Annotated in this window: 27 protein-coding genes; 10 read left to right on the top strand and 17 right to left on the bottom strand. The window is 41.6% G+C overall.

What is annotated here, in order from left to right:
- Positions 1 to 3 precede the first annotated feature (3 nt).
- Positions 4 to 771 (top strand): matrixin family metalloprotease, encoded by a 768-nt coding sequence (locus A3775_RS05875; RefSeq protein ID WP_066424217.1) that lies wholly within the window; start codon positions 4 to 6, stop codon positions 769 to 771.
- On the opposite strand, the gene A3775_RS05880 is transcribed toward A3775_RS05875, so the two are convergent.
- The 5 genes from A3775_RS05880 to A3775_RS25210 form a co-directional block, all read right to left on the bottom strand.
- Positions 761 to 1,903, bottom strand: a complete 1,143-nt coding sequence (locus tag A3775_RS05880; RefSeq protein WP_066376405.1) for a glycosyltransferase family 4 protein — start codon at positions 1,901 to 1,903, stop codon at positions 761 to 763. The genes A3775_RS05875 and A3775_RS05880 overlap by 11 nt on opposite strands.
- A 346-nt stretch (positions 1,904 to 2,249) precedes the next feature.
- Positions 2,250 to 3,869 (bottom strand): MFS transporter, encoded by a 1,620-nt coding sequence (locus A3775_RS05885; RefSeq protein WP_066376407.1) that lies wholly within the window; start codon positions 3,867 to 3,869, stop codon positions 2,250 to 2,252.
- On the bottom strand, positions 3,856 to 4,764 hold the full coding sequence (recO, locus tag A3775_RS05890) for a DNA repair protein RecO (RefSeq protein WP_066376408.1): 909 nt from the start codon (positions 4,762 to 4,764) through the stop codon (positions 3,856 to 3,858). Before recO ends, A3775_RS05885 begins: the two co-directional genes overlap by 14 nt.
- A 118-nt stretch (positions 4,765 to 4,882) precedes the next feature.
- Positions 4,883 to 5,563, bottom strand: coding sequence for a deoxyribose-phosphate aldolase (gene deoC, locus A3775_RS05895; protein WP_066424219.1), 681 nt, complete (start codon positions 5,561 to 5,563; stop codon positions 4,883 to 4,885).
- Between the two features lie 95 nt (positions 5,564 to 5,658).
- Positions 5,659 to 5,793, bottom strand: coding sequence for a hypothetical protein (locus tag A3775_RS25210; RefSeq protein ID WP_255362685.1), 135 nt, complete (start codon positions 5,791 to 5,793; stop codon positions 5,659 to 5,661).
- Between the two features lie 1,067 nt (positions 5,794 to 6,860).
- Between A3775_RS25210 and A3775_RS05900 the strand changes: the two genes are divergently transcribed.
- The 7 genes from A3775_RS05900 to A3775_RS05930 are packed head-to-tail and all read left to right on the top strand — an operon-like array spanning position 6,861 to position 10,774.
- Positions 6,861 to 7,196, top strand: coding sequence for a cation:proton antiporter subunit C (locus A3775_RS05900; protein WP_066376410.1), 336 nt, complete (start codon positions 6,861 to 6,863; stop codon positions 7,194 to 7,196).
- A complete protein-coding gene (locus A3775_RS05905; RefSeq protein ID WP_066376415.1) occupies positions 7,193 to 8,626 on the top strand; it encodes a cation:proton antiporter in 1,434 nt (477 codons plus the stop codon). Before A3775_RS05900 ends, A3775_RS05905 begins: the two co-directional genes overlap by 4 nt.
- Entirely contained in the window at positions 8,623 to 9,006 is a 384-nt protein-coding gene (locus A3775_RS05910) for a Na+/H+ antiporter subunit E (RefSeq protein WP_066376418.1), read from the top strand. Before A3775_RS05905 ends, A3775_RS05910 begins: the two co-directional genes overlap by 4 nt.
- Entirely contained in the window at positions 9,003 to 9,260 is a 258-nt protein-coding gene (locus A3775_RS05915; RefSeq protein ID WP_066376420.1) for a hypothetical protein, read from the top strand. Before A3775_RS05910 ends, A3775_RS05915 begins: the two co-directional genes overlap by 4 nt.
- Positions 9,257 to 9,535, top strand: coding sequence for a monovalent cation/H(+) antiporter subunit G (locus tag A3775_RS05920; protein ID WP_066376422.1), 279 nt, complete (start codon positions 9,257 to 9,259; stop codon positions 9,533 to 9,535). The genes A3775_RS05915 and A3775_RS05920 overlap by 4 nt, the downstream gene beginning before the upstream one ends.
- Positions 9,528 to 10,115 carry a DUF4040 domain-containing protein gene (locus tag A3775_RS05925; protein WP_066376431.1) on the top strand — a complete coding sequence of 196 codons (588 nt, stop codon included), beginning with the start codon at positions 9,528 to 9,530 and terminating at the stop codon, positions 10,113 to 10,115. Before A3775_RS05920 ends, A3775_RS05925 begins: the two co-directional genes overlap by 8 nt.
- The gene (locus tag A3775_RS05930; RefSeq protein WP_066424224.1) at positions 10,112 to 10,774 is read left to right on the top strand and encodes a Na(+)/H(+) antiporter subunit B; all 663 of its coding nucleotides are present in this window, start codon (positions 10,112 to 10,114) and stop codon (positions 10,772 to 10,774) included. Before A3775_RS05925 ends, A3775_RS05930 begins: the two co-directional genes overlap by 4 nt.
- 165 nt (positions 10,775 to 10,939) lie before the next feature.
- On the opposite strand, the gene A3775_RS05935 is transcribed toward A3775_RS05930, so the two are convergent.
- From A3775_RS05935 to A3775_RS05985, 11 genes are all read right to left on the bottom strand, one after another.
- Positions 10,940 to 12,367 carry a YcjF family protein gene (locus tag A3775_RS05935; RefSeq protein ID WP_066424226.1) on the bottom strand — a complete coding sequence of 476 codons (1,428 nt, stop codon included), beginning with the start codon at positions 12,365 to 12,367 and terminating at the stop codon, positions 10,940 to 10,942.
- Between the two features lie 53 nt (positions 12,368 to 12,420).
- Complete coding sequence (locus A3775_RS05940) at positions 12,421 to 12,789, bottom strand: group I intron-associated PD-(D/E)XK endonuclease (RefSeq protein ID WP_339373683.1); 369 nt, start codon at positions 12,787 to 12,789, stop codon at positions 12,421 to 12,423.
- Between the two features lie 483 nt (positions 12,790 to 13,272).
- Entirely contained in the window at positions 13,273 to 14,226 is a 954-nt protein-coding gene (locus tag A3775_RS05945) for an asparaginase (protein WP_066376439.1), read from the bottom strand.
- Positions 14,227 to 14,303: 77 nt separating this feature from the next.
- Complete coding sequence (locus A3775_RS05950; RefSeq protein WP_066376442.1) at positions 14,304 to 14,804, bottom strand: CGLD27 family protein; 501 nt, start codon at positions 14,802 to 14,804, stop codon at positions 14,304 to 14,306.
- On the bottom strand, positions 14,801 to 15,259 hold the full coding sequence (gene rsfS / locus A3775_RS05955) for a ribosome silencing factor (protein ID WP_066376445.1): 459 nt from the start codon (positions 15,257 to 15,259) through the stop codon (positions 14,801 to 14,803). Before rsfS ends, A3775_RS05950 begins: the two co-directional genes overlap by 4 nt.
- A 96-nt stretch (positions 15,260 to 15,355) precedes the next feature.
- Entirely contained in the window at positions 15,356 to 15,574 is a 219-nt protein-coding gene (locus tag A3775_RS05960) for a hypothetical protein (RefSeq protein WP_066376449.1), read from the bottom strand.
- A gap of 222 nt (positions 15,575 to 15,796) precedes the next feature.
- The gene (locus tag A3775_RS05965; protein WP_066376452.1) at positions 15,797 to 17,068 is read right to left on the bottom strand and encodes a glycosyltransferase family 4 protein; all 1,272 of its coding nucleotides are present in this window, start codon (positions 17,066 to 17,068) and stop codon (positions 15,797 to 15,799) included.
- 770 nt (positions 17,069 to 17,838) lie between these two features.
- Complete coding sequence (locus tag A3775_RS05970) at positions 17,839 to 18,579, bottom strand: amino acid ABC transporter ATP-binding protein (protein WP_066424228.1); 741 nt, start codon at positions 18,577 to 18,579, stop codon at positions 17,839 to 17,841.
- A 78-nt stretch (positions 18,580 to 18,657) separates the two neighbouring features.
- Positions 18,658 to 19,806, bottom strand: a complete 1,149-nt coding sequence (locus A3775_RS05975; protein WP_066376456.1) for an amino acid ABC transporter permease — start codon at positions 19,804 to 19,806, stop codon at positions 18,658 to 18,660.
- A 60-nt stretch (positions 19,807 to 19,866) separates the two neighbouring features.
- Entirely contained in the window at positions 19,867 to 20,793 is a 927-nt protein-coding gene (locus A3775_RS05980) for an amino acid ABC transporter permease (protein WP_066376458.1), read from the bottom strand.
- Positions 20,794 to 20,830: 37 nt separating this feature from the next.
- A complete protein-coding gene (locus A3775_RS05985; RefSeq protein ID WP_066376460.1) occupies positions 20,831 to 21,883 on the bottom strand; it encodes an amino acid ABC transporter substrate-binding protein in 1,053 nt (350 codons plus the stop codon).
- Between the two features lie 953 nt (positions 21,884 to 22,836).
- Between A3775_RS05985 and A3775_RS05990 the strand changes: the two genes are divergently transcribed.
- On the top strand, positions 22,837 to 23,394 hold the full coding sequence (locus tag A3775_RS05990; protein WP_066376698.1) for a hypothetical protein: 558 nt from the start codon (positions 22,837 to 22,839) through the stop codon (positions 23,392 to 23,394).
- Positions 23,395 to 23,471: 77 nt separating this feature from the next.
- Positions 23,472 to 24,116 carry a DUF3318 domain-containing protein gene (locus A3775_RS05995; RefSeq protein ID WP_066376462.1) on the top strand — a complete coding sequence of 215 codons (645 nt, stop codon included), beginning with the start codon at positions 23,472 to 23,474 and terminating at the stop codon, positions 24,114 to 24,116.
- 162 nt (positions 24,117 to 24,278) lie between these two features.
- On the opposite strand, the gene A3775_RS06000 is transcribed toward A3775_RS05995, so the two are convergent.
- Positions 24,279 to 25,073 carry a 7-carboxy-7-deazaguanine synthase QueE gene (locus tag A3775_RS06000; protein WP_066424230.1) on the bottom strand — a complete coding sequence of 265 codons (795 nt, stop codon included), beginning with the start codon at positions 25,071 to 25,073 and terminating at the stop codon, positions 24,279 to 24,281.
- Positions 25,074 to 25,081 lie beyond the last annotated feature (8 nt).

The following is a 25,081-nucleotide window of genomic DNA, read 5'->3' on the forward strand; positions in this document are numbered from 1 at the left end:
TAAATGGGAAATCAAAATCAACACCCAAAGCCTAATACCCTGAAAACATTCATTAATAAACAATTACTAGCAGCTTTTGTCTTAGCTATAAGTACAGGGCTGCTAGTTGTTTTGATCAACCTGCAATTTAGTCACCCTGTAGGAGCGAACTTAGCAACCACTGCACCCAAACCCCACCCCTTACCGTCGCAACTTCAACAATGGCAAGACAACACAAATAGCGGTGATTACTTCTCGCAAGTCACAACCACCGAAGTTGGTTACTTAGTTTGGTCGCAATTTCCCGTTAAAGTTCACATCAAACGACCACAAACAATTAACAACGAACAGGCGCAAGCTTGGGTTAATAGCATCTTCCAAGCTGTACAGGAATGGAATAATTATTTACCTCTGACAGTTGTAGAACAGCCAGAAATTGCCGATATTACAATTGAGCGCAAAACCCCACCTCTGGAGTTTTCCCGTGACCGTAAAATCCCGCGTGCGCGTTCTGCTCTGGCGCGTTATGAGTTATATACTAGCAATAATGTTTTATTACACCGCTGCCAAATTTTATTAAGTCCCAGCCAAACTGGTAATTATTTATTTGCAGCCGCCCGTCACGAATTAGGCCACGCCTTGGGAATTTGGGGTCATAGTCCTGTACAAACTGATGCTTTATACTATTCCCAAGTTCGCAACCCTCCGCCGATTTCTGCCAGAGATGTAAATACTATGAAGCGGATTTATGAGCAACCAACTAAGTTAGGTTGGCCTATGCTTACAAAGTGATTTTTACGGGACGCTGTGCCAACACTTCACGGTATAGTGCTTCTAACTGACTAATATTCTTACTCAGGGTATATAAATCTAGTACCCGCATTCTAGCTTTTTGTCCCAGTAATGTGGTTAACTCTGGATGGTCTTGAAATAATGGTAAAAGAGTTCTCAGTTGCGATCGCGCTGTCTTGGGATTGATGACTACCCCTGCACCTTTGTCTAATACTTCGCCATCTGCACCTACATCTGTGGCTATACAAGCTAATCCACAAGCCATCGCCTCTAATAGCGATAAAGATAAACCCTCTACCAACGAAGGCAAAATAAATACATCTGCACCCCGTAAAATATCTATACGTCGGGCTTCATCGGCAACAAATCCCAACCAGATAATATTGTATTCTTCACCATAAAATGGTTCTAAACTAGCTCTTAACGGGCCATCACCCACAATTAACAACTTACTACCCGCGTCCATATTTGCTTGTTTCCAAGCTCTGAGCAGCGATTCTACATTTTTTTCTGGGGCGAGTCTTCCTTGGTAAACAAATAAACGCTCTGCTTTAAATTCTGCCTTAACTGTGGAATATCCCGGAGAATATTTATCAACATCCACACCGTTGGGGATAACAGCAATATTTTTTTCCCTTACCCCCATGTTGGCTAACAATTCGCGCTGAATCTGAGAGAATACAATCACGCGATCGTAGTTATCCAAAAAAGGCGCGTATAGTTGATAAGCTAAGAGTTGTGTGCCTGAGATTAACTTAGCCCCTTTACCAGCAAATGGTGTATGAAATGTGGCAACCAAGGGTAACTTTAATTGCTCACAAATCTCTGGTAAAAAAAAGTCTAGAGGAGATAACGTCAAAGAGGCGTGGACAATATCAGGCTGAATTTCCTTAAGTGACTGAGTTAAAACCTTTGTGGCTTTAAAAGTAGGAATCGTGTAAACCTGTGACTTATAAAGAAATGGTAGGGGAACCTCTTGAAAATTCGGCCAGTTGTCGCTTTCAGATTCTTCTTGAGCAAAGTGGAGAAAGCTAACTTGATGCCCTCTATCTAACAAAGAGTTAGTAATTTCTCTACTGTAAGTGACGTTGCCACAAAAGGGTGATTTTTTTCCAATCCAGGCTATACGCATTCTTTCTCAGCTATCAGAAGAGCGGGTTTAGTTATTTATGGGGAATTTTGTTTTTTATCTGGTTTTAGTTGTTGGCTGTTTATTTAGTATATGTTCCCACCCTAAACTAGCCACAAAGCCAAACTTTAGGTTTACTAAAGCAGATAATTCATCGTCTTATTTATATTGTCTATCAGTTGTAAATTTACATTAATTTACAACTGATTCGTCTGGCTAATTTTATCCTGATACCCGGTAAGTTGGCGATAAAATTTTTCTCAGGTTTAGTTTAGCATGAAAGCAAAAGCTTTTATTCAGTAATTGCTCAGGTTGTGGTATTCAATAAATTTGCTCAAAAATCTCACAATTAATCACGGTAGTTATACCAAGTTAAGATACCTCCTGAAAAGACAATCATAGCTAATCCCATAAATACAGCCTTTAAACCCACAAATGTCTCAGCGACACCTGCTAATGCTAAAGGTAGAGACAGAGCAATATTAATCACATTGTTTTGTAAGCCGAATACTTTACCGCGCATTTCTGGCAAGGTTTCTGTTTGGATGGTAGTCTGCATCGGGATACCTACCAATGCGCCAAAAACACCCAGCAGTGTTACCAACAGTAACACGAGCCATAGCTGAGTCGTGAACACAGAAAGGCCAAGCAAAGATGCCGACATACCTAAACATCCAAACCAACTAAGTTGAGTATAGGAGAAGCGTTGACCAAACTGACCCAAAATAGTCGCTCCTGCCGCAATTCCCACACCGCCAGCCGCTAATAAAAAGCCAAATTGGGAAGCTTTGATATGAGGGATGATTTCTGCCATGCGAACTGCTAAAACAGTTAAAGCTGCAAAAACAGAGAATAAAATCATCAGTTGTAGTAAAGCATTCCGCACATGAGAGTTATCTTTCAGGTAGCTTAAACCATCGCGCAGGTCAGAAAATACGTGAGGGAACTCGGTTTCTGGGGCGTGGGTTTTTTCGTTAGTCACTAATAGTAACAAGATAATACTAGCGATCGCATAACTTCCACCTACTAAAATTTCTTTACCTAATCCATAATTACCACCAAGTTGCGCCCAAATACTATCAGCCAGTGCCAATATTGGTTCTCCTACGGCAAACCCGACGATTACCGAAGCCATCATCGTTGTTGTGTATAGCGAGTTCGCCGACAGTAAATCCTGTTCTTTTACCACTAAAGGAATTGCTGCCTGTTCTGCTGGTGCAAAAAACTGTGTTAATGTAGATACTAAAAAAGTCACCCCTAAAATAATGGCAAAACCTACAGGTATCATCCCTAGAGGTTGCCAATCATGAGTCAACCACAAGAGTGGGGGAATAGCCAACACCAAAATGCCACGCCAAGCATTGGTAGCTACTAAAACCGTCTTTTTTGACCATCTATCCACAAATACACCGGCTACCGAACCAAATAGCACGGCGGGAATAGTAAAAGCCATCATTAAGGCTGACACCCAACCACTAATACTTTGATTGCTGGCCTGAAACTGAGTATTAATCAAGGCAATCATCAGTACCAAATAAACTTTATCTGCCAACTGGCAAAAAACTTGACCACCCCAAAGTGCCAAAAAATTAGGGTTTTTAAACACTGGTGCAAACCCCTGTTGTGGCTGATATTCTGATGGTGCTTCCCCAGACACACCAGAACCATCGAATGATGTAGATTCTTCTTTGACAGTGGTGGCGACTGGTTGACCTTTGGCGTTGTCTTCACTGGCAGTATGATCATGAGTTAATTTTTCTGACACACCAGTTTTTGGGATTTCCGATTTCCCACTTTTACCGTTTTGAGAGACATCAGGTGCAGAATATTCTTGGCTATCAGCGCGACTAGGGGTAGGCTGAGGCACAGCACTCAAATAATTGGGTGTAAGTTCTGATACCCTATTCTGTTTTCTGCTGTGAGTAGGTGACAACGGCAGAATTTTTGTATCCAAATCAGACGGTTGCATCATGGTTGGCAGCAAAATAAGAATCGATTAAACAGGCAGAGCGAATCGGGCGACCTAAATGATACTGAGCATACTGGCGCAAAATCTGCTCTACAGATAACCAGCTTTCATAGCTGGTGGGGTTAATTTGCATTATCTCTGGTTGTGACATCTGTTGCAGCATCGCCAATTCTGAAGCATTCAGACGCATAGAAATTACGGGTATTTCTTGCCGATGCACAACTGTTTGGTAGTCAGGTTGAGAAGTAGAAGAAGACTGTGAAGCATGAGATACTAGCTTCTCATGGGCTTTCCTGCTAACTTCTTGACGTAAATTTTCCCAAGCCTCCAAGGCGACAATTCCCCCAGACGGGATGCTAAAACCTACCTGCCAATTGGGAGATGCAAAATCTGGTGTTAAATAGCGTTGAGACAGACAACAGATTTCGACTTGCGGCTTCAGTCCGGCTAATTCTAAGAGGTAAAAAACTGCATGCGCTAGACAGGCGATGATACTAGATGGCTCAGTTGAAGGTACAGCCTCCAAAAGTTGGAGATGTTGATTCAATAATTCATAGAGTTCTGCTTGGGGATGTTCACTCAAAGCCTGACAAAGCACGATTTCTGCTAGATACTGACTAGCAGCCAATTTTCCCAAATCTTGTGTTAAACCTGGGTAAGTTTTGACAGTTTGAGCTTGTGTAATTTTATCGAGCGATCGCCCTTTGGCAATTAGTAATTCATTGACTACAAACATCCCGCTTCTACCACCCAGACTGGAGTGAGGCTTACGCGCTCCAGGGGCAACTGCGCGAATCAAACCGAATTCTCGTGTCAAAATTGTCACTATTCTATCTGATTCTCCCAGCACTTGGGTTTTGAGATTAATCCCCGTGGCTTTATAGGTTCTACTCATGAGTAATTAGTCATTGGTCATCAGTCATTGGTCATTAGTCATTAGTCATTAGTCATCAGTAATTAGTCAATGGATGATCGGACTGGAAACAAATGACAAAGAACAAGAGAACAAATGACTATTCACCTTTTTCCAGGTTATCGCGCTGGCGGATCAAATCGATACTCCGAGATGTACCTAATCTAGTAGCGCCTGCCAAGATTAAGTCTAAAGCTTGCTCCAGGGTACGGATACCCCCCGATGCTTTAATTCCTACCCTTTCCCGTGCGACTTCCTTCAACAGACGCACATCTGCCACCGTAGCCCCACCATTCCAACCTGTACTGGTTTTTAAGAATGCTGCTCCTGCATCCATAGCTAGCTCTGCTGCTAGTTTTTTTTCCGCATCCGTCAACAGGTTAGTTTCCAAAATTACCTTGATTGGCTTTCCTGTCTCTTCACAGATTTCGGCAATTTCTCGGTGAACTGCATCAGTTTTGCCAGCTTTCAACCAGCCTAAATTCATCACCACATCCAATTCTGCGGCTCCATTTTCTACTGCTTCTTGAGCCTCATATAATTTCACTGCTCCAGTTGTCGCCCCAGTCGGGAAACCAATTACCGTACAAACTTGGGGCTTTTTACCGTGCAGCAGTTCCGCAGCTTGCTTGACATAAGCAGGGTACACACAAACCGAGGCAAAATTAAATCTGTCTGCTTGTCCACACCATTGCTCAACCTGCTCTGGAGTAGCCGTTGGGGTTAACAGGGCGTGATCGATAAATGGCGCAATATCAATGTCTGGATAGTCTGCTGCCATCGTGCTTTTTACCAAATAACTGATGATAAACCTTTATAAAAAATTAAACTTCTTCTTATAATTAAACCATATCTATTTCGAGTGTAGCTTGAAAACTAGCGGACTGGAAGAAACTGGGGACACTGCGCCGCCAGATATTTTGGTAGGTTTTGTCTATTTACGGGAAAATCTTTGTCAAGGTTGCCAATGGGGTGTTTATTTCTCCCGTGCTGTGCAGATAAATCCAGCATGGCTTGCGTTCATGCTTTCGATACCGTATCAGTACGCTATTACTGATATTTTTAAATATATTCATAAGTGAATCATGCCCGTAATAATGTAGATGTTGAAAAGATGTTTTGAGAATTATCTTCTGCGGCAACTTGGTTGCAAGTAATGTTTAGCATGAGGTAGCACTGAAACATGATTTTTTCAGCTAATAAACAACTGTTATTCTGGAATAAACTTGATAGTCTAATTTGATGCAGCAATTAAGTAATTTAATTTTTATATATCCCTAACGCCGACAATATTATTTCACTTACTATCATCCTAGGTTAAACTTCCAAAACTCTGTGCTTGTACCCTTGAATAATTTAATTTACGTCTCCTGTTTCGTCATGATCATATCCATATTCTGAGGATGGTAATTTCCATACTTGGCGTGAATAAAAATATGCTGCCATGAATGGGAAGAATATGTTATTGACATAAACGAGATTAAAACCGCTTGTTTAAAAACTAAATCAAAAACCCTGTACCGGAGAACAATGAGCAAATACAAGGCGTAACAATATTTAACAAATCAACTATTTTAGCAAGAAGATATTGACGTTTTATCCAATATATAATAAGTAGTTTTATGTTTTTACGGAAATAATAAAAGTTATTAATTATCAGGGAGAATACAAACTAAATAGCTTGCAGGTAGTGACAAAATCAGGGATTATAATCTCACCACGTCCTACAAACAGCATAAGTTTAGCCTGTTGGCAATATCCAATGATTGACATAAGTTATTTTGATGATAGCAGAGATATTGATTGATGATAATATTTTGGGCTTATCCGCGAATTTATTAGCTTATTAGAGTTACTGCAATCTCTTGCTTTAGATACCTAATACCACATATTCTGTATAGGAAATATGTGTAAAGTGAACAGTAATACGAAAGTAAAGCACCAAAAGTAATGCTTGTGTCAATAAAATTTTCTCAGTTCGTGCGATTCCAACTTCAACAAGTCACTGCCGTTGAGCTTGTTGCATCTGTTGTTGTTCCCAGATAATTACGCTCCACCCTTACCCAATAGATAATCCTGTGTTAGAAGCCTTTATATTCGCAACAATATTATGCGGCTTTTTCGGCATAATCCTGAAAAAGAACCTGTTGATGAAGATTATCTCTATGGATGTTATGAGCACTGGGGTTGTTGCCTATTATGTGCTGATTTCATCGCGAGATGGCTTACTCACACCCATTTTTGCCCCAAACCGAAATAGTGCGTACTCAGATCCAGTTCCCCAAGCGGTGATTTTGACAGCGATAGTCATCGGCTTTTCGATTCAAGCATTAATGCTAGTCGGTGTGATGAAACTGGCACGGGATAATCCCACATTGGAAAGCAACGAGATTGAGAAGAATAATACGCCATGACGACCATTACACTAATTTGGATTGCAGTACCATTTTTTTTGGGGTTTCTGATTTTTCTCGTCCCCAAACTGAACCGACATCTAACAATGTGGGGGGCTATTGCTTCTGCGGCCTATGCCATACAGTTATTTGTTGATCGCTCATCCCTAAAACTCAATTTACTAGATAATTTCGGTGTGACGTTAGTAGTCGATGAGTTAAGCGGCTACTTTATCTTAACCAATGCCATCGTCACGACTGCGGTGATTATCTACTGTTGGCGCAGCGATAAGACAGCTTTTTTTTATGCCCAGACAATTATTGTGCATGGTAGTCTGAATGCTGCTTTTGTCTGTGCGGATTTTATCAGTTTATACGTTGCCTTAGAAGTAAGTGGGATTGCAGCCTTTTTATTAATCGCTTATCCCCGCAGCGATCGCTCGATTTGGGTGGGTTTGCGTTATCTGTTTGTCAGCAACACAGTTATGCTGTTTTATCTGGTGGGCGCGGTGCTAGTCTATCAGACACATCATTCCTTTGGTTTTGCAGGTTTAAAAGGTTCACCACCAGAAGCGATCGCCCTGATATTTTTAGGACTATTAGGCAAAGCCGGGATATTTGTCTCCGGCTTGTGGCTACCGTTAACACACTCGGAATCGGAAACGCCAGTGTCGGCTTTGCTGTCGGGAGTAGTCGTCAAAGCCAGCGTTTTACCTTTGTTACGTTGCGCTGCCATTTCTGAAGACATTGAAACCATAGTCAAGATTTTCGGCGTAGGAACAGCTTTGATGGGAGTGACTTACGCCATCTTTGAAAAAGATAGCAAGCGGATGCTGGCGATGAGTACGATTTCACAGTTAGGCTGGATACTCGCAGCACCAGCAGTGGGTGGTTTCTATGCCCTGACACATGGATTAGTGAAATCATCATTGTTCCTCACCGCAGGTTCATTACCCAGTCGTAACTTCCAGGAACTACGACAAAAGCCAATCGATAATCACATCTGGATAGTCTTAGTGATAGCTAGCCTTTCCATTTCCGGCTTTCCCTTATTATGTGGCTTTGGGGCGAAAGTGTGGACAATGAAAAACCTACTACCCTGGCAAGTGATCGCCATGAATGTAGCCGCAGTAGGAACAGTTATCACCTTTGCCAAATTCATCACTCTACCCCATAAACAACAAGGGGAACAGGCAGTAAAACCAGGTTTTTGGCCAGCAGTGTTCTTATTAATCACTGGGCTATTTGTGGCCAATTTGGGGTATTTACAAGCTTATAACATTGCCGACATCGTTAAATCCCTGGCCATCGTTGGCGGAGGCTGGTTAGCTTATCAATTCATTGTTAAACGTTTAGCAATATCTTTGCCCCGTGTACTAGAGGAATTTGACCATTTAATTGGGGTGATGAGTTTGATTTTAATCCTACTGTTTTGGATGGCACTGGCATGATAGGGCATTTCATCTTACGAATGGTAATCTGGCTACTACTCACCGCTAATGTGAGTCTGACAAATATTGTCATCGGTGTGGTTATTGCCCTGTTATTACCACGGGGTTACACATCAAGAGAAAAATTAAAAGATTGGCTAGAGGTGCTAATTAAAACTATCGTAGCCCTGCCGGTGGCTTATCTGGAAGCCTTTGAAATCATGTTCCGTCCCCATGAGGAAGAACAACTGATTTTAGAACGAGTCAAGCCCAAGCGATCGCCTGGACTCGTGTTTTTAGATATCTTCATCATTACCTTTACACCCAAAACCATTGTCTTCAAGTATTTAGAAGAAGGCTGGTACGAAGTTCACCAGATTCAACGGAGGAAACAGCGATGAACCTGGAAATTGCCTTAATTACCATGATTGTGGCCTTACTCATCCCCATCTATGAAGCCTGGAAAACTGATGATGTTTGGCAGAAAATGTTGTCTTTGGGCAGCATTTCCAGCAAGGTATCCATCATGTTTTTGTTCGTTTCCGTTCTCCGTGATGATTGGATGATTGGCGTGGTGGCGGTGATTATTTTGAGTGTGGGTAATGCTGGCTTAATGCTACTAGCACAAATACTAAAACGATTGAATGAAGTATGATCAACATTCTGAGTTATACCTGTATCGGCATAGGTTTAATTTTCTGGTTTTGGGGAACTGTTCATCTAGTTAGCGATCGCTCAGTATTATTCAAACTACATGGTCTTTCCGTGGCTGATACTCTCGGCTCAATGCTGATGATTCTCGGACTACTGCTAAAAATACCCAGTGAATGGCCGCTACTCATTCTCGGTATTATCTCCTTAGCTATCTGGAATACCATGCTCGGTTACGTATTGGCGTACTGTTCTACTGAAGAGGGGAAAAATGAATGATACCTATCTATATATAATTATTGCCCTGCTACCCTTAGCGGCTGGCATGGTAGTCACTCAAGCCAATCCCTACCATGCTTTAATCATTCGTGGGGTATTAGGTGCTGTCGCCGCGTTAGTAGATGCGGTTTTAGGCGCGGTGGATGTAGCTTTAACCGAAGCCTTGATGGGTACGATGCTAGCAGTTACTCTCTTTGCGGTGGCGGTACGTTCATCAATGGTGATGCGTTTGGGGGTAATCCAAGAAGATGAGTCAACCGAGGTGCAAGATGAAGATTGCGGAAAAATCATCAATGACCTACGTACCATTTTTAATAAATACTATCTGCGTATAGAAATTGTTCCCTACACCAATACTCAAGCTTTGCAAAGGGCGTTGATGGAAAAAGAAATTCATGCTACCTGTGTCCGCACAGCAGACAGTCAGCAAAAAATTGTAGGCGATGGCAACGAAATCCAGCCCTATCAAACTACAACTAGAATTTCACGCCTCTATGAAATCATGCAAGCTGAACTGTCTACACCACAGACAATTCTATCTTACGTAAACGTTTCCGAATTACAGGAGCAGCATTCATGAAATGGGTCTACATCCTAGCGGGGATAGCACTGTACGTTAAAATGCTGGTTCTACCTAATCCCGAACTTGATACATCACTTCCTTCTATTGTCGAATTGGTTGTCCAAGATAGTGGTGTTCCCAATGCTGTATCAGGGATTATTTTCCGTAATCGCTTATACGATACCATTTTTGAAGTAATTGTATTTACAATTGCCATCTTGGGCGTAAAGTTTCTTCTGTCTAATGAAAATCCCTCCTGCACCATTTATCACTTCACAGACCAACCATCAATTATGTTGGCGCGTTTAGGTGCAACAATTACCGCCATAGTCAGTATTGAATTAGCGATTAGGGGACATCTCAGCCCTGGCGGTGGCTTTGCGGCTGGAGTCGCAGGCGGAACAGCCATTGGACTGGTAGCGATTACCTCATCATACCAATGGATGCAGGAAATTTATAAACGTTGGCACGCCGCCACCTGGGAAAAAGTTTCTGTACTGCTGTTCATCGTCCTTGCAGTCATCACTCTAGTGGGAATAGAGTTACCACACGGAGAATTAGGCGCGTTGTTTAGTGGTGGTGTTCTCCCCATCTTAAATATCATCGTCGCCATCAAAGTCGCCTTGGGTTCTTGGGCAGTGGTGTTGATTTTTATTCACTACCGGGGATTGTTGTAAGCAGTAGTTAAATTCAGGTTTTTCCACTCAACCAGCAAACCAGGGATTATTTTGGAGTATTTGAATAAATTCTCTTATGTCACGCAAAAGCGCAAACAGACTCAAGAATGTTATTTGCGCCTTTGCGCCTACCCTACGGGAACGCCTAGCGGCGTATGCGCGAAATTAACCTACAACTTCTGGTACTAAACGCTTCATCCCTTGTTTCACAAAACCTTGCACAACAGCTAACTGCTGATTTTGTTGGAAGACATTTTGTAAGGTTTGACGCAATTTATCTAAATTCAAATTACTACCAGAGTCTACGGTAATTTCCTGCTGCTCAAAATATGCAACTAGACTCAACCCAGCAACCCTAGTCAGATAAGCAGCACTCACACCCTGTACTAAACCACCAGCAACAAAGGTAACGGCGTTACTTTTGAGAACTGTGCTAATAGCTTTAGTCGAAAGTTCCACTAAACCTAATTTCAGCATTAAACTTCCCATTGTTCCGGCTACGGTTTGCGCTTGTTCCAAGGAAAACTTCTGCTGATAAATATTACCCAAATCCATGACCATTTGGGCATTAATCGCCGCAGTTGCTAAAATATCTAATGCTGGCACTGGGTTAGCAAAAGCAGCAGCCGCAGCTATCCACTGATATTGTTCAATAATGGGAGTGGCGCGATCGCATCTTACCCCATTCAAATAATTTTTAGCCTCAGCTTTCAATAAAAACGCCTGTCTGCTGGTAGTTGTCCACACTAACTGTTGACTTTGCTGCACTAAAATTTCATTGAGTTGCTGCGTCAACTGCTGTATATCTGCTGCTGGTTGTTCCATCCATTCTTTTACAGTACCATCAGCCTGATGTTTCCGCACTTTCACAGCTACAGGAGAAGCAGCAACGGCGACTACATGATCTTGCATTCGTTGTTTTAACGACTGCAAAATACTAGCACGTTCATCTGGTAAATATTGGTCTTGTTTATTCAAAACTAAGACTTGTGGTTGATTTACCGCTTTTAGCTGCTGTAAAGCTTGAAATTCTGAGTCAGTTAAATCACCATTAGTTAAGAACAGCACTAAATCAGATTTAGTCACTTCTGTCAGAATAGCAGCATCCGAACCTTCAACCTCGTTCAATAAAGGTGCTGTTTCTTGGAAGTTGACTCTTTTCTGTGTTTCTTGCCATTGATCAGACTGTAGCACCTGGATTAAGGTACTTTTACCGACGAATTTACCACCAGTGACAGCTAATTTAATCTCTTGTCTGTCTAACTCTAAAGGTAATGTGGCTAGCTTTGTTTTCAGTGTCTCTAAAGCTGAATGGTTTTCAGCTTCTTGTGCTAGTTGGTTAATGACGACTTCTGTTTTAGCGATCGCACTAACTGCTGTTTCCCGATCTACAAGCATACCATTGGGCTGCTCTGCATGGTCTTGCGGGAACTGCTGCTGCCACCACCACAAACCACCACCAACAGCTAAGGCACTTAATAAACCTAGCTCACCCACCTGCATAATAGAATGATGCCAAGTTTGCACCATCCACAAGGAAAAGGATATACCCAATCCTCCTACTAATATAGGTCGCTGCAACTTCACAACCATGTTTCTCCGCGCTTTTTGGAAGATTTCAACTTAAGAATAGATCAAAACCCTGCTTAACCGAATTGTACAGTTAACATTAACTCCCCAGCCTCACGATATTTTGCTGAACGAGGTTTACGCTGTCGTTTTTCGATTTCGACAAGGTGTATTTCGCTACCATAGCCAATAAACACATCTACCGGGAAGACATAGAATATATCAAGTTGTTCTATGTAGGCTAGGGCAAAATCAAAGTCCGATTGCTTGTATACTGCTCTCAGCATGAGCCGACGATTTGTTTTAGTGCGGCGATTATCTACAACATAATTACCAGATGGCTCATGCAACCAAGCATATTTGACTTGGATTTTAACTAAAATTCCCTCTATATCAAATACTAAATCGTAAGGTAGTCGGTCGCCAATCGGTTTTAAGAACAGCAGCTTGTTCGGCTATGTCTCCCCTCAGCTTTGTGTCTATTAGTTAGGCAAGGAAACATAATACAAGCATAAAACAAAACCCCTTCATCTTGCGAGATGAAGGGGTTTTGTTTTTGATTTGGTGGCGGGAAGTGGATTTGAACCACTGACCTTCGGGTTATGCTTACCATCTACAACTTTCGTTGCCCAGTTTAACTGGTTTGTGGTCTGGACTGTCCCTTCACCCTCGGCGTTATCGTTAGGGTGCCTGCCTTCCAGTCTCTACACCTTCTCTCTTTCGAGAGCTTGGTTCGGGATTACCGCGCTAGTGGCTTCCCCGAATTTGACAGGTAAACGCACATGAGTTTCTTCATGTACCGCCCACTGCAAAATCAACTAATAAGCGCGTAGTTCATTTTGCTAGTTGAGCCCGACGAGCTACCAGGCTGCTCTATCCCGCGTCGCTCTTGACTTTTTTAGTATAACGCAAGAGTCTAAGTTTGGCAACTATAAAAACGATAATTCTCCAACAACTTCTAGACGTGTGTATTTGCCTGGGTTGAGGAACTTTTCGGCGAGGCTGTCGGCGACGCTGGGGGTAATCCAACCCATTTGTTGCAGCAGGTGAATAGCGACGGCATATTTTGCCCGTTTAGCACCGTCCATAACTTTAATTGTCAAACCCATGCCTTCACCGAGTCTACCAATACACTGTATGCCTTCTGCGCCGGATTTGCTGATCAGTTCTCCTGGGGTGAGGCGCATCAGTTCGGTGTCAAATTCTCCATCTCCGGCTACCATTGCGGGGTGATGGCTCATGGCGCGGACGATGCGCTCCATATCTAGGTTATTGCTAGAGGCTAAAAGCGCGTATAAAGAAGCTATTTGACCCAATTGCATTAAATATGTGGGCGCGCCACAGTCGTCATGCGCGCTGATAAATTCCTCGGCGGGCATTCGCAATAATTCTGCGACTTTACCCAAAATGAGTTGTTGGATTGGGTGCTTGCGTTCCAAGTAGTTATTTAAAGGCCAATGGCGTTGTTGACAAACAGCCAGCATCCCCGCGTGCTTACCAGAACAATTGTATTCTAGAGGACTGCGTTTACCTGGGGGAATGGGACACTGAAGGGCTGAGGGGTCAAGATCAGCTCGCCACAGGATGTTAAATACTTGTCTGACTTGCTCAATTGTACCTTTGTGAGAACTGGTGATAATTGCCAAGTCGCGATCGCTCAGATCGTAACGTTCCAGTGTGCCTGTTGTGGTGACAGCCAAGGCCTGAAATGGTTTCAGGGCGGAACGGACAAAGGTAGCTGTTTCGGCATTGCCAGCCACCGTTAACACCCGTCCTCGCTCGTCGCATACTACAGCTTGGACTAGATGCCTGGATTCAATAATACCTTCCCGCAACAACCGGACTTCCAGTGCTGCTGCTTGAGTTCGTTTGCCCATTGTCATGGGTGAAAATCTATCACTTTTTAGTTATGAGTTATTAGTCAGGAGTCATGAGCTTGTGACTAATGACTCCTGACTATTTAAAACAAATGCCAAACTATAGTACCAATAAGAAACAATCCCGCCAAGCTAGCGAATGTAATTTGTAACCGTCGGAGAATTGGTTTAATTTCGTAGGTGACAATCAAGCGATCGCGGTTAATCACTTCTTGTGGTTTAATCCAAGTTTGACCATCGTACCAGCCTGATTCTTCATAGAAGACAGTTGTACTGTATAGGCGATCGCGCACGTACAGCCAGCCCAAATATAAACGTAATAGTCCCAAGACTACCCCGACACTCGCCCCAGCAGAGCCACAGAGGATAAAATGTCCCAATTGTTTACTTGGGGGAAAACTAGCGGCAGCGACGGGCCCCGCCACCAACCAAGATAAACCCCAAATCCATACCAGTTTTTTGACATAATCCTGCCCATTCAAGGTGCAATCACGAAATAGCCAGGAAGTTTTTAGCTGTTCGTACTCGTTGAGGGGTTGTTGTTCTGTGGGAACTGGGCAATTTGCCAGGGAGGAATTAATCATGTTGGTTTACCACCACCTTCTTCAAAATTTGGTAGGGAAATACGTTCTGCATGACTCCAGAATGCTTCTAGATTATAAAATTCCCGTTCCTTGGGCATCATGATGTGTACAATTACGTCCCCGTAATCTTGGAGTACCCAATTTCCTTCTTCTTTGCCTTCTGTCCGCAAAGGACGGCGGTGCAAATCTGTTTCTACTCTATCTTCTATTGCTTGCGCGATCGCTCTGACTTGCACCCTAGAATAGCCAGTCAACATCACAAAATAATCTGCCAAGTAAGAGACATCTGCTACCTTCAGCACTAAAATATCACCCGCTTTACGGTCAGATGCAGCTGCGGCGATAGTAACAGCTAAATTTTCACTCCAGTCTGTTTCACCCTCTGGACTGCTGAGTGCGCTTTTGGTGACGGAGACGGATTGTAATGGTAAATTGCCTTGGAAATAATCAGACATTCAACCTCAGGTGCTTTATCCCTTTTGTTAGTGTTTTTGAGAATTAATGACAAACAACAATCGAACCAGAACTTGATCTCTTGGTTTTTTTGAATACTAACAAAAAAATAGGTGTTTATGGCATTGGCTAAGTATTAGCTCATATCTTGCAATATTTCTATGGCTGTATTGTGGTATAATTTTTGTAGCGTTCTCTGCCACAACGGCTGTTTTCGCCTTGCCATCTTTCAGTTCATTATCCCATCTTAGCCCAGCCGCCATCTGTTCTGGGAGACTAATCACAGAGTCGTCAAGCTGAAAATTAACCAATCTCACTATCTTGTAACTCTATAACTCTGCCATATATTAGTATATAACAAAGCGGACAGCAGTGGATTCTGTCTTAAGTCTGATTGATAATGATTACTAACAAAGCTAATTGAACTTGGTACTTATCTACGAAAACAGGACACAGATAATCAGATGTATCACACTTCTCTATGCCCTGAGATATTTGATTTTTTTTTGACTTTTTAATACCTTGCCGCAAGGGTGAACTTAAACTTCCTGTTTAGAAACCACTTTGGCATCCATTGGTTGACTTTCCGCAGTCACAGAGTTAAATAATTGTTCGTATTGATTTAAAGCTTGCTCGAAAGCATATTGCTCAGTGGCATATTTCCGGCTGTTATAACCCAAAGTTTTCACTTTTTCTGGGTGTTTGTATAGGTTTAAAGTTGCCATTGCCAAGGCTGCGGCATCTTCTGGAGCCACTACAATTCCCCCTCCACTTTGTCTGACTGCTTTGGCTGCTGTACCGTTACTTGGTACAGATGCGATTAATGCTCGACCACTAGCCAGCAAGACTTGAATTTTCGATGGCATATTGAAGGATATCACGTTTTTCTTTTGTACCACCAAACCCACATCTGCTGCTGCTAACATCTCAGGCAAATGTTCACGGGGTTGAAACGGTAGTAGTAAAACGTTATCAGCACCGCAATCTAAACAATACTGTTGCAATCTCTGCAACCCTTTGGCTTCGCCAACAATCACAAAGGCTATGTCTGGAACATGACGCAACATCGCCGCCGCTTTAATTACAGTTTCTAAGCCTTGTGTCAAAGCAATGTTACCTGAATACAGGACTACAAATTTACCATTCAGGTTGTGTTCTTCCCGGAATGCGTTGTTGACTTGTGGTAAGGGACGAATAAAATTCACATCCACCCAATTAGGGATTTGTTCTATTTTTTCAGGTGCTACGCCCTTAGACACTAGATTATCTACAAATCCATCCGCAATCACACTAATTTTTGTGGCACTCTTATAAGCAAATTTTTCCAATACTGAAAACACTTTAATCAACCATTTGTTTTTCAGTAATCCGACATGGATAGCGGCTTCGGGTAATATGTCTTGAAGATTCAACACCACAGGGCAAGCACGTAACCATCCTAACAAGGCAGCAGGCACACAAACAGGTAATGATGGTGACGTTGAGAGAATTACATCAGGCCGCCAGCCTAAAAGTGCAGGTAAAAAGCTAGTTGCTACAAAACTTGCATCCAGCAATATTCGATCTAAAAGCTTAGGCTGTGGGCGAATCCAAACATAACTACGTTGGATTTTGACACCTTTTTTATATTCTGTGAGATACCATTTGCCTCGATATCCTTCATAAATTTGACGCTCAGGATAGTTAGGCATAGCGGTAATCACACGTACTTCATGGCCCCGCTTCACCAGTCCCTCTGCTAATTCTGTCATTAGCGGGGCAATTCCAATTGGTTCTGGATAGTAGTTGTAGGAGTAAATTAAAATCCGCATAACAAATTAGTCAGAAGTCCCTGGTTGTTGTGTTCGTTAAAACAATACTTGTCCTCAAGTTGATAGCTGGAGCGTCAACTAAGACCTATATTTTTAATTGTGGCTTTATACTCTTTCTGTGTCAGTAGGTTTTCGTTGAAGATTTAGTAAATATTGCTATAGATTATTTCAGTACGATATAATTTTTTGGGAAATTTTAGATTGTAAATATTACTTATTCTCTAATTATCTGATGTACGCATAAACTCTGGGGTAATTAAGTAAATTTTCTAGAAATTGCTAGTATTAATAGGAAATATCTCAGTAACACTGAGTAAATATCTGAAAAATTGCTTTTTTTTCCACTGAATATCAAGATTTCACGGAAAATCATCTTTTTTTTCCTCAGTAATAATCAGGATTGATTGTTATTTTTTTTTATAAAACTACATATTTTGTAATATTAAAATAAATTTTTGAATGATCGTGTCAACCAGAGGATGCGATCGCTATTCCCATGCCTATTGATACCAGCCTGATGATTGTGCGAGTGGAAATTGGCTGTAGAGTAACTCAACGGCTAATATTCCGTGAAGTTTAGCAATTATAGGTAAATTTAAACATTTTAGGCTAAATTTTGCGATTTAATAGGAATTTAGTTAGTATGGTGCGTCAGTATGAATATTTTCTTGGTCTAGCTAGGGTTTATCGTACTGACGCACCCTACATTTTAAATATTTTTTTATCTGGCAGTCCCTAAAGACCTGACTAAAAGCTGAGTTTGCCCTAACTTAAAGAATTTGTGATAAAAATTTACGAGTTCGTTCTTCTTGGGGTTGGGTGAAAAAGATTTCTGGGGTAGCTGATTCAACTAAATGACCGCTATCCATTAAAACCACTCGGTCGGCAACTTCACGGGCAAATCCGACTTCATGGGTAACTACTACCATTGTCATGCCTTCACTGGCTAGGTTTCGCATCACATCTAAAACTTCTCGCACCATTTCTGGATCTAATGCGGATGTAGGTTCATCAAATAACATGATTTTAGGCTGCATGGCTAAAGCACGAGCGATCGCAACCCGTTGTTGCTGTCCCCCAGACAACTGTCCTGGGTATTTGTGCGCTTGTTCTAAAATTCCGACTCTTTCTAATAACTGCATCGCCAATTCTTCAGCCTGAGTTTTCTGCCAGCGACGCACCCAAATCGGGGCTAAAGTAATATTTTGCAGCACTGTGAGATGGGGAAATAAATTAAACTGCTGAAATACCATCCCCACCTCACGCCGTATCGCTTCAATATTTCGCAAATCGTGACTGAGGATAATACCATCAATATTAATTTTGCCCTGCTGATATTCTTCCAAAGCGTTAAATGTGCGGATAAACGTTGATTTACCCGAACCAGAAGGCCCCATCAAGACTACGACTTCCCCGCGATTAACTGTTAAACTCACACCTTGTAAAACATGAAATTTGCCATACCATTTATGAACATCTTCAGCAATAATTATCGGTGTCGGTTCGTTCACAGATTTTCACCTCAAATTTTTTCAGTAAAGCAGAACATAAGTTTGAGTAACTAATGACTAATAACTAATGACTAATAGCTAATGACTCAACTGCTTTTCTAATCGCCGAGCAGCAACAGACATAGAATAACAAAATAGCCAATAAATCAAACCAATAAATAAATATACTTCTGCATAACGACCTATAAATTGAGGCTGTGCCAATATGGAACGGGCAATACCTGTTAGTTCTACTAAGCCCACAAGGGATAATAGGGAAGTGTCTTTAAATAAGCCGATAAATTGCCCGACAATCGCCGGAATAACAGCACGTAAAGCTTGAGGCAAAACAATTAATATAACTGTTAAGGGAGTATTCAAACCTAATGCTTTAGCTGCTTCCACTTGTCCACGAGAGACAGCTTGCAGTCCACCGCGTACATTTTCGGCCATGTAAGCAGCACTAAACAACACCAGTCCAGCGATCGCTCTTAAAACCCTGTCTAGGCGGATTTCTGCTGAGAGAAACAAGGGTAACATCACTTGCGCCAAGAATAAAATCCCTATTAGGGGAACTCCCCGAATGATTTCGATATAAAGAATACAAAACCAACGAACTACAGGTAAATTGCTAATTCTTCCTAAAGCGAGTAAAACGCCAATGGGAAAAGAAAGCACAATACTCACTATGGCCGTTAGTAAGGTAAGTAGTAAACCATTCCATAAAGTTGTAGATACAGGTTGTAAACCAAAGCCCCCACCAGTTAACCACAGAATCACGGGGAAATTTAACAACCAGATTAAGGAAAGCCAAGGGGATATAACTTGAGCAAACCTTTTTCCTAACCAGAAACTAGGAATTAGTAAAGTCGCAATGACAAATAAACACAGGCGAGATGTAAAATCTACAGGTAAGAGGATGATTCCCCAGGTGGCGATGACAGCAAATAACGCCACACCACGCCAAGAAAACTTTTGTTTATTCAACAAGATACCTGTAGTTATTGAGCCTAAATTAGAAATAATTGCTAATACAAACCAAATCCGCCAATATTGACTGGGCGGATATCTACCAACTAAAAATAAACGTAAATTTACTTGAATTACTTGCCATTGTGCTTGAGTGGTTGCCCAAATCACCATTCCCTGGGCTAACCAAAGTAGGAACATTAAGCAAACAACAGTTAATAAACTGTTATACCAAGTGCTAAATAGGTTTTTACGTAACCAAGTTAGTTGTTTAGTCATTAGTCATTAGTTATTAGTTGTTAGTTTTTTTCCTCCACTTCCTCAGTAAACCAATACGTATTACCTTTCTTGAATTTGGACTCGGCGATTTAATAAGTTCATGATTAAAGAGATAGTTAAGCTGAGGGTGAGATAGGTGAGGGTAATGAGTAACATGACTTCTACCGCTTTCCCAGTTTGGTTAAAAGTGGTGGAGGCGACAAAATAGAGATCAGGGTAGCCGATGGCGATCGCTAAACTAGAATTTTTGGTGAGATTGAGATATTGGCTAGTCAGTGGGGGAATGATTACCCGCAAGGCTTGGGGGAGAATGACTAGGCGCATAGTTAAACTAGGGTTTAATCCGAGCGATCGCGCTGCTTCCCATTGTCCTTTAGATACTGACGCAATTCCACCTCTGACAATTTCCGCAATGAAAGCACCAGTATAAAAAGTTAAACCCAACAGTAAAGCAGAAAACTCTGGGGATAAGTTAAACCACAGAAATTCAAGACCATTTTGACTCAGCCCCAAAAATCCCCCCAGGGTAATTTTATTTTCTATTTTAGGAAAACTCAGGAAGACGGCAAAGTACCAAAACAGCAACTGTAAAAGTAAAGGCGTATTGCGGAAAACCTCTACATAAACTCGCATAATGTTTCTCACTAGCCAGTTATCAGAAAGTCTACCTATCCCCGCCATTACCCCGATAATTGTTGTGAAGATAATTCCTAAAACTGCTACTCGCAATGAATTAATCAGTCCCACCCACAAAGCCAGACTATAAGTATCAGTTGGTTGATAAGGTATGGGTGTTTCGCCGATATCAAAAGATGCTTGCTGCCTGAGAAAATCAAAGCCAAATTGAATTCCTAATTGCTGTAAATTGCGATGAAGATTACTCCAGAGTATCGCCACTATAGCTAAGGCTAAAAATACAGCAATGAATTGTCCAGCAATTCGCCAAAAGCGATCATCACGCCATAAAGGGGGTTTAGAGGTAGTCATTAGTCATTAGTAATTAGTCATTAGTCAATTGTCTTCATTACCTAAACGGTGGTGAATATAACAGTCCTCCTTTTGTCCACTGTTGATTTTCGCCACGAGGTAAGTTAAGTTTTGTGTTTGGGCCGAGGTGGCGATCATAAATTTCACCATAGTTACCAACGTGTTTGATTACTCTGGCGGCAAAGTCATTAGTTAAGCCAAGTCCTTGGCCGAGATTGCCTTCTGTTCCCAAAAACCGCTTAATATCTGGGTCATTACTGTTAGCTAATTGACTCACATTTTGAGAATTAATGCCTAACTCTTCCGCTTTGATTAAGGAATAAACTACCCAAGTTAGATTATCACGCCATTTGGTATTTCCTTTCGCTACTGCTGGCGCGAGGGGTTCGGAAGAAATGACTTCATCTAAAATGACGTTATCTTCTGGCTTGGGGAGAGTGGTACGTCGAGATACTAAAGCGGATCTGTCGGCGGTGACTGCTTCACAACGTCCTTCGGCATAGGTAGCAAAGGTAACGTTAACGTCTTCAAACACGACTGGTTTATAAGTTATACCTCGTTTCCGCATTTGGTCTGCTAGGTTTTGTTCCGTGGTAGTACCAGTTTGTACACAGATAGCTTTGTCTTTTAGGTCGCTTAAAGATTTAATGTTGCTATTTTTGCGAACCATCACACCTTGACCATCATAAAAAACCACAGGTGCAAATTCTAAACCAACTGATGTGGCGCGGCTAAGTGTCCAGCTTGTGTTACGGCTGAGGATATCTACTTCGCCAGTTTGTAAAGCTGTAAAGCGTTCTTTGGCATTGAGGTTACGAAACTCTACCGCATCTGGGTTGTCAAACAAGGCGGCGGCGACAGCGCGACAAATATCGACATCAATGCCGCTATATTTACCGTCAGTTCCTACAAAGCTAAAGCCTGGAACTTCACCACTGACACCGCAAATTAATTGTCCTCGACTTTTGACAGTATCCGAGCGATCGCTTGCTGACACACTGCCTGGATTGCTTGTTGTGACTGAATTGCCGCCACAGGCAGTAATAGCAAAAATTAAGGATGTTGCCAGGATTAAAGCTGATTTTCTCATAAAGTTCCCAGTTATTTGTCTAAAAAAATGTATTATTCAATACAATGCTCTGATTAAATCAAAATATATGTTTGTAATATAAAACTTTTTGAGTACCTATGTTGCAATTTCATGGAATGCCAAGTTTATTAATGATTGTGTTGCTTGATTTGCGAAGTAAATTGATATTCATAATTTACGTCAAGCCTATTTATGGTCAATATTATGATTAATTCTGAATAGTAATCAAATAATATATTTCGTCGTTAAGCATAGGTATTATTACATTTTATTTCATGTTCATTAATAGGAATAAAAAATTTAAGCAATTTAAAATGTGATTTATTTAAATAACACTTATCTAGTTTTAGTTTTATTAAATCTACTTGGTTAAGACATGAAATAACATTACTAAATTGATTTTTTGTTGGCAAATATAGTTAAACTTTAATAAATTGAAAGACTTGATGATGGCAATTTTGTTGATAAAATAGAACTGACTGTAAGTTAATAAATGTAGATATTTCCAGCAACATAATTAGGTAATGAGCAGAAACTTATTGCATACTTCTCAGGGAATGCCAAAAAATCAATTATGTGCGATTGACTGTGATTAGGATGCTTGATAGAGAAGAATCTCTGAGAGGATGTTTGAAAAGTATTGTTATTAACTTCAAAGTCTCTCAGACCTAACCCCCCAGCCCCCCTTCCCTACAAGGGAATGGGGGTTTCAAAGCCTCTCCCCTAAAAGGAGAGAGGTTTGGAGAGGGGTTTTTAGTATACTTTGCGGCTTTCCAAACATCCTCTGAGTATTTCCAGATTTTATCTGAGAGATACATCCTAGATATGGGATATTTTTTGATTGGGAAGTCCCTAAAAGAAGTGAATTAACTACATCAACTTCAGCACTTGCCACTAAGAAGTTAAACTAGATTTTGGTGACAGCTGCTCCAAGTTTGGTTAAAGAGGCTTTTATGGGAGCTAATCTACAACAGATTGCTAATTATTTAGACAAAATAGGTTGGGACTACCGTTTTGATGAGGAAGCAGACCAAATCATCACAGGTGTAGAAGCTGAGAACGTAGAAGATTTCCTAATAGTTGTGCAACTAGATGAAGGGGGAAATTTTTTCCGGGTATTTGCGCCTCAAGTTCTAGAAATAGTTGAGAATCATCCTCACAAGGCAGCTATATTACAGACAATCCTGACAATTTCTTGGGAAACGAAAATGCTGCAATGGGAATATGACCCATTGGATGGTGAAATCCGGGCCATGATAGAGTTTCCTTTGGAAGACTCAATTTTGACAGAGAGACAATTTCATCGCTGTTTGAGTGGCTTAATTCAGATTGTGGACAATATCGCTATACCACGTCTGAAAGAGGTGATGGAAACAGGACAAGATCCGGGGAATATAGAACTTGGGGAAAGAATTCTACTGAGTATTCAGGAAGAAGCACCCGGATTACTAGAAATATTGGAAAAAGCAATAGAAGCGAGGAAGAAGCGAGGAAGTTTTCCTACGGAATGAGACGAAACATCACTTAAATAGCTATACTCCAAAGTGATACCCTCACTATATACTGAAATTTTCTAGGGCTGGATTTTATGACATCCTATGCAACCTCCTCTGCCAAAGCGGAAATGAGTGAACTCCGGCGGTTGAAAGGCTTACTACCGCCAGAATTGCAGAGCTGGGTCACGGTTGAAGGTACAACTGAGGTCAATCCACCCCTGATCCGTTGCGAAGAAATTGGCAAAGACCAAGTAGAAATTCAAATTGACTTGGTGAAATGGGACACCTTAGCAATGGATCAGCGTAATCTGCTGTTCTGGCATGAAGTCGCCCGCATTCAAAATGACACAATTCCCAAAGATGGTTGGGAAATGGCAGCATTAGCTATCGGCTTAGGTGGTGCTGTAGGTGAGTTGTGGGTACAGGATGGATTATTGTTAGTATTGGCCTTGGCTCTGAGTGGCGTTTCCGGTTGGCGACTGTATCAAAAGAATAACGGGGAAAAGCAACTCAGAGAATTAATTGATGCTGACGAGAAAGCGATCGCTTTAGCAACTCGCTTTGGGTATAGTCTTCCTAACGCCTACAAAAGTCTAGGTAGTGCCTTAAAAACTCTCATCGATAATACTCCTAGCAAACGGCAACGCTCCCGATATGAAGCGCGACTCTCTGCTCTCAAACGTAGTGCCAATAAAGCCAAAGCTAAATCGAGAGTAGCAGATGAAGGCGCGCTGTAGTCACCAAAAACTAATTTGGGTGGGCAGAATTGCCCATCCGATTATTCTATGGCTTTGGCATAATGTCAGATAATGCTGATATTTGATTCATCTTCATCAAAATTTTACAAAAGAATTTCTTGGGGTAAAGCCAAGACAAGAACAAACTGATTTGCTGTCAGTTTATAGCTGATTTAACATTTTATGAGTCTGGGGTACAACACGAACCTGTTTTAAGAATCGCTTCATCAAAGCTTGCCATGTCAAAACTTGTTCTGGATTAGGAGCAAGTATAGGCGTTTTAGTTAATTGTTCAGACTCAGCTAAAGGCGTAACAGGTTGTAAAAAGACGGGAATCTCAGGACTGACATCTGCCACTAATAAAGCAGCTTGTTCCAATTCAGCGACATCCGTCTGCTCAGAAATAATTATTTTAATGAAAGTTTCTAAATGTGGATAACAAATTTGTAGAAACTTGATATGTTCTTGCCAACGGGATTCACCACTCACACTGGGAAGTTTCCAATCCATACCCACCAAGTCTAGATAGGGTAAGATAGTCGCCAATTGTTCTGGGCGATGTCCGCCGGTTTCCAGGTAGATGGGTAGACCAGTCAGCGATCGCACTTGGGGCAGAAATTCCTTTAAGAAAGCTGCATGAAGAAGTGGTTCTCCACCTGTTAAGCTAATGCTATCGTGTATAGAAGGTAAATTCTGCCGTTCAATCCATTCCAGTAACAGTGGAATGGGGACGGGGTTAGAGTGAGTTTCAAAGTCTCTATTACCGGGCGATCGCTCTATCCGACAATTAGTGGGTGCATTCCAAGTATGGACACTATCGCAAAAGTGGCAACGCAAGTCACAAAAAGCAAAGCGAATAAAAATTTGACGTGTCCCGACATTCAGTCCTTCTCCTTGAATAGCAGAAAAGACCTCAATCAGGCGTGCAGTAGGTTCGGCTGTAGTGTTAGCAGTCATAGGAAAAT

Source organism: Anabaena sp. 4-3, from assembly GCF_001597745.1.
Taxonomy (GTDB): domain Bacteria; phylum Cyanobacteriota; class Cyanobacteriia; order Cyanobacteriales; family Nostocaceae; genus Trichormus.

Coding starts and splice junctions, on each gene's coding strand:
- A3775_RS05875 (WP_066424217.1), top strand. CDS start 4: ATGGGAAATCAAAATCAACACCCAAAGCCTAATACCCTGAAAACATTC.
- A3775_RS05880 (WP_066376405.1), bottom strand. CDS start 1,903: ATGCGTATAGCCTGGATTGGAAAAAAATCACCCTTTTGTGGCAACGTC.
- A3775_RS05885 (WP_066376407.1), bottom strand. CDS start 3,869: ATGCAACCGTCTGATTTGGATACAAAAATTCTGCCGTTGTCACCTACT.
- recO (WP_066376408.1), bottom strand. CDS start 4,764: ATGAGTAGAACCTATAAAGCCACGGGGATTAATCTCAAAACCCAAGTG.
- deoC (WP_066424219.1), bottom strand. CDS start 5,563: ATGGCAGCAGACTATCCAGACATTGATATTGCGCCATTTATCGATCAC.
- A3775_RS25210 (WP_255362685.1), bottom strand. CDS start 5,793: ATGCTGGATTTATCTGCACAGCACGGGAGAAATAAACACCCCATTGGC.
- A3775_RS05905 (WP_066376415.1), top strand. CDS start 7,193: ATGACGACCATTACACTAATTTGGATTGCAGTACCATTTTTTTTGGGG.
- A3775_RS05910 (WP_066376418.1), top strand. CDS start 8,623: ATGATAGGGCATTTCATCTTACGAATGGTAATCTGGCTACTACTCACC.
- A3775_RS05915 (WP_066376420.1), top strand. CDS start 9,003: ATGAACCTGGAAATTGCCTTAATTACCATGATTGTGGCCTTACTCATC.
- A3775_RS05920 (WP_066376422.1), top strand. CDS start 9,257: ATGATCAACATTCTGAGTTATACCTGTATCGGCATAGGTTTAATTTTC.
- A3775_RS05925 (WP_066376431.1), top strand. CDS start 9,528: ATGAATGATACCTATCTATATATAATTATTGCCCTGCTACCCTTAGCG.
- A3775_RS05930 (WP_066424224.1), top strand. CDS start 10,112: ATGAAATGGGTCTACATCCTAGCGGGGATAGCACTGTACGTTAAAATG.
- A3775_RS05935 (WP_066424226.1), bottom strand. CDS start 12,367: ATGGTTGTGAAGTTGCAGCGACCTATATTAGTAGGAGGATTGGGTATA.
- A3775_RS05945 (WP_066376439.1), bottom strand. CDS start 14,226: ATGACAATGGGCAAACGAACTCAAGCAGCAGCACTGGAAGTCCGGTTG.
- A3775_RS05950 (WP_066376442.1), bottom strand. CDS start 14,804: ATGATTAATTCCTCCCTGGCAAATTGCCCAGTTCCCACAGAACAACAA.
- rsfS (WP_066376445.1), bottom strand. CDS start 15,259: ATGTCTGATTATTTCCAAGGCAATTTACCATTACAATCCGTCTCCGTC.
- A3775_RS05965 (WP_066376452.1), bottom strand. CDS start 17,068: ATGCGGATTTTAATTTACTCCTACAACTACTATCCAGAACCAATTGGA.
- A3775_RS05975 (WP_066376456.1), bottom strand. CDS start 19,806: ATGACTAAACAACTAACTTGGTTACGTAAAAACCTATTTAGCACTTGG.
- A3775_RS05980 (WP_066376458.1), bottom strand. CDS start 20,793: ATGACTACCTCTAAACCCCCTTTATGGCGTGATGATCGCTTTTGGCGA.
- A3775_RS05985 (WP_066376460.1), bottom strand. CDS start 21,883: ATGAGAAAATCAGCTTTAATCCTGGCAACATCCTTAATTTTTGCTATT.
- A3775_RS05990 (WP_066376698.1), top strand. CDS start 22,837: ATGGGAGCTAATCTACAACAGATTGCTAATTATTTAGACAAAATAGGT.
- A3775_RS05995 (WP_066376462.1), top strand. CDS start 23,472: ATGACATCCTATGCAACCTCCTCTGCCAAAGCGGAAATGAGTGAACTC.
- A3775_RS06000 (WP_066424230.1), bottom strand. CDS start 25,073: ATGACTGCTAACACTACAGCCGAACCTACTGCACGCCTGATTGAGGTC.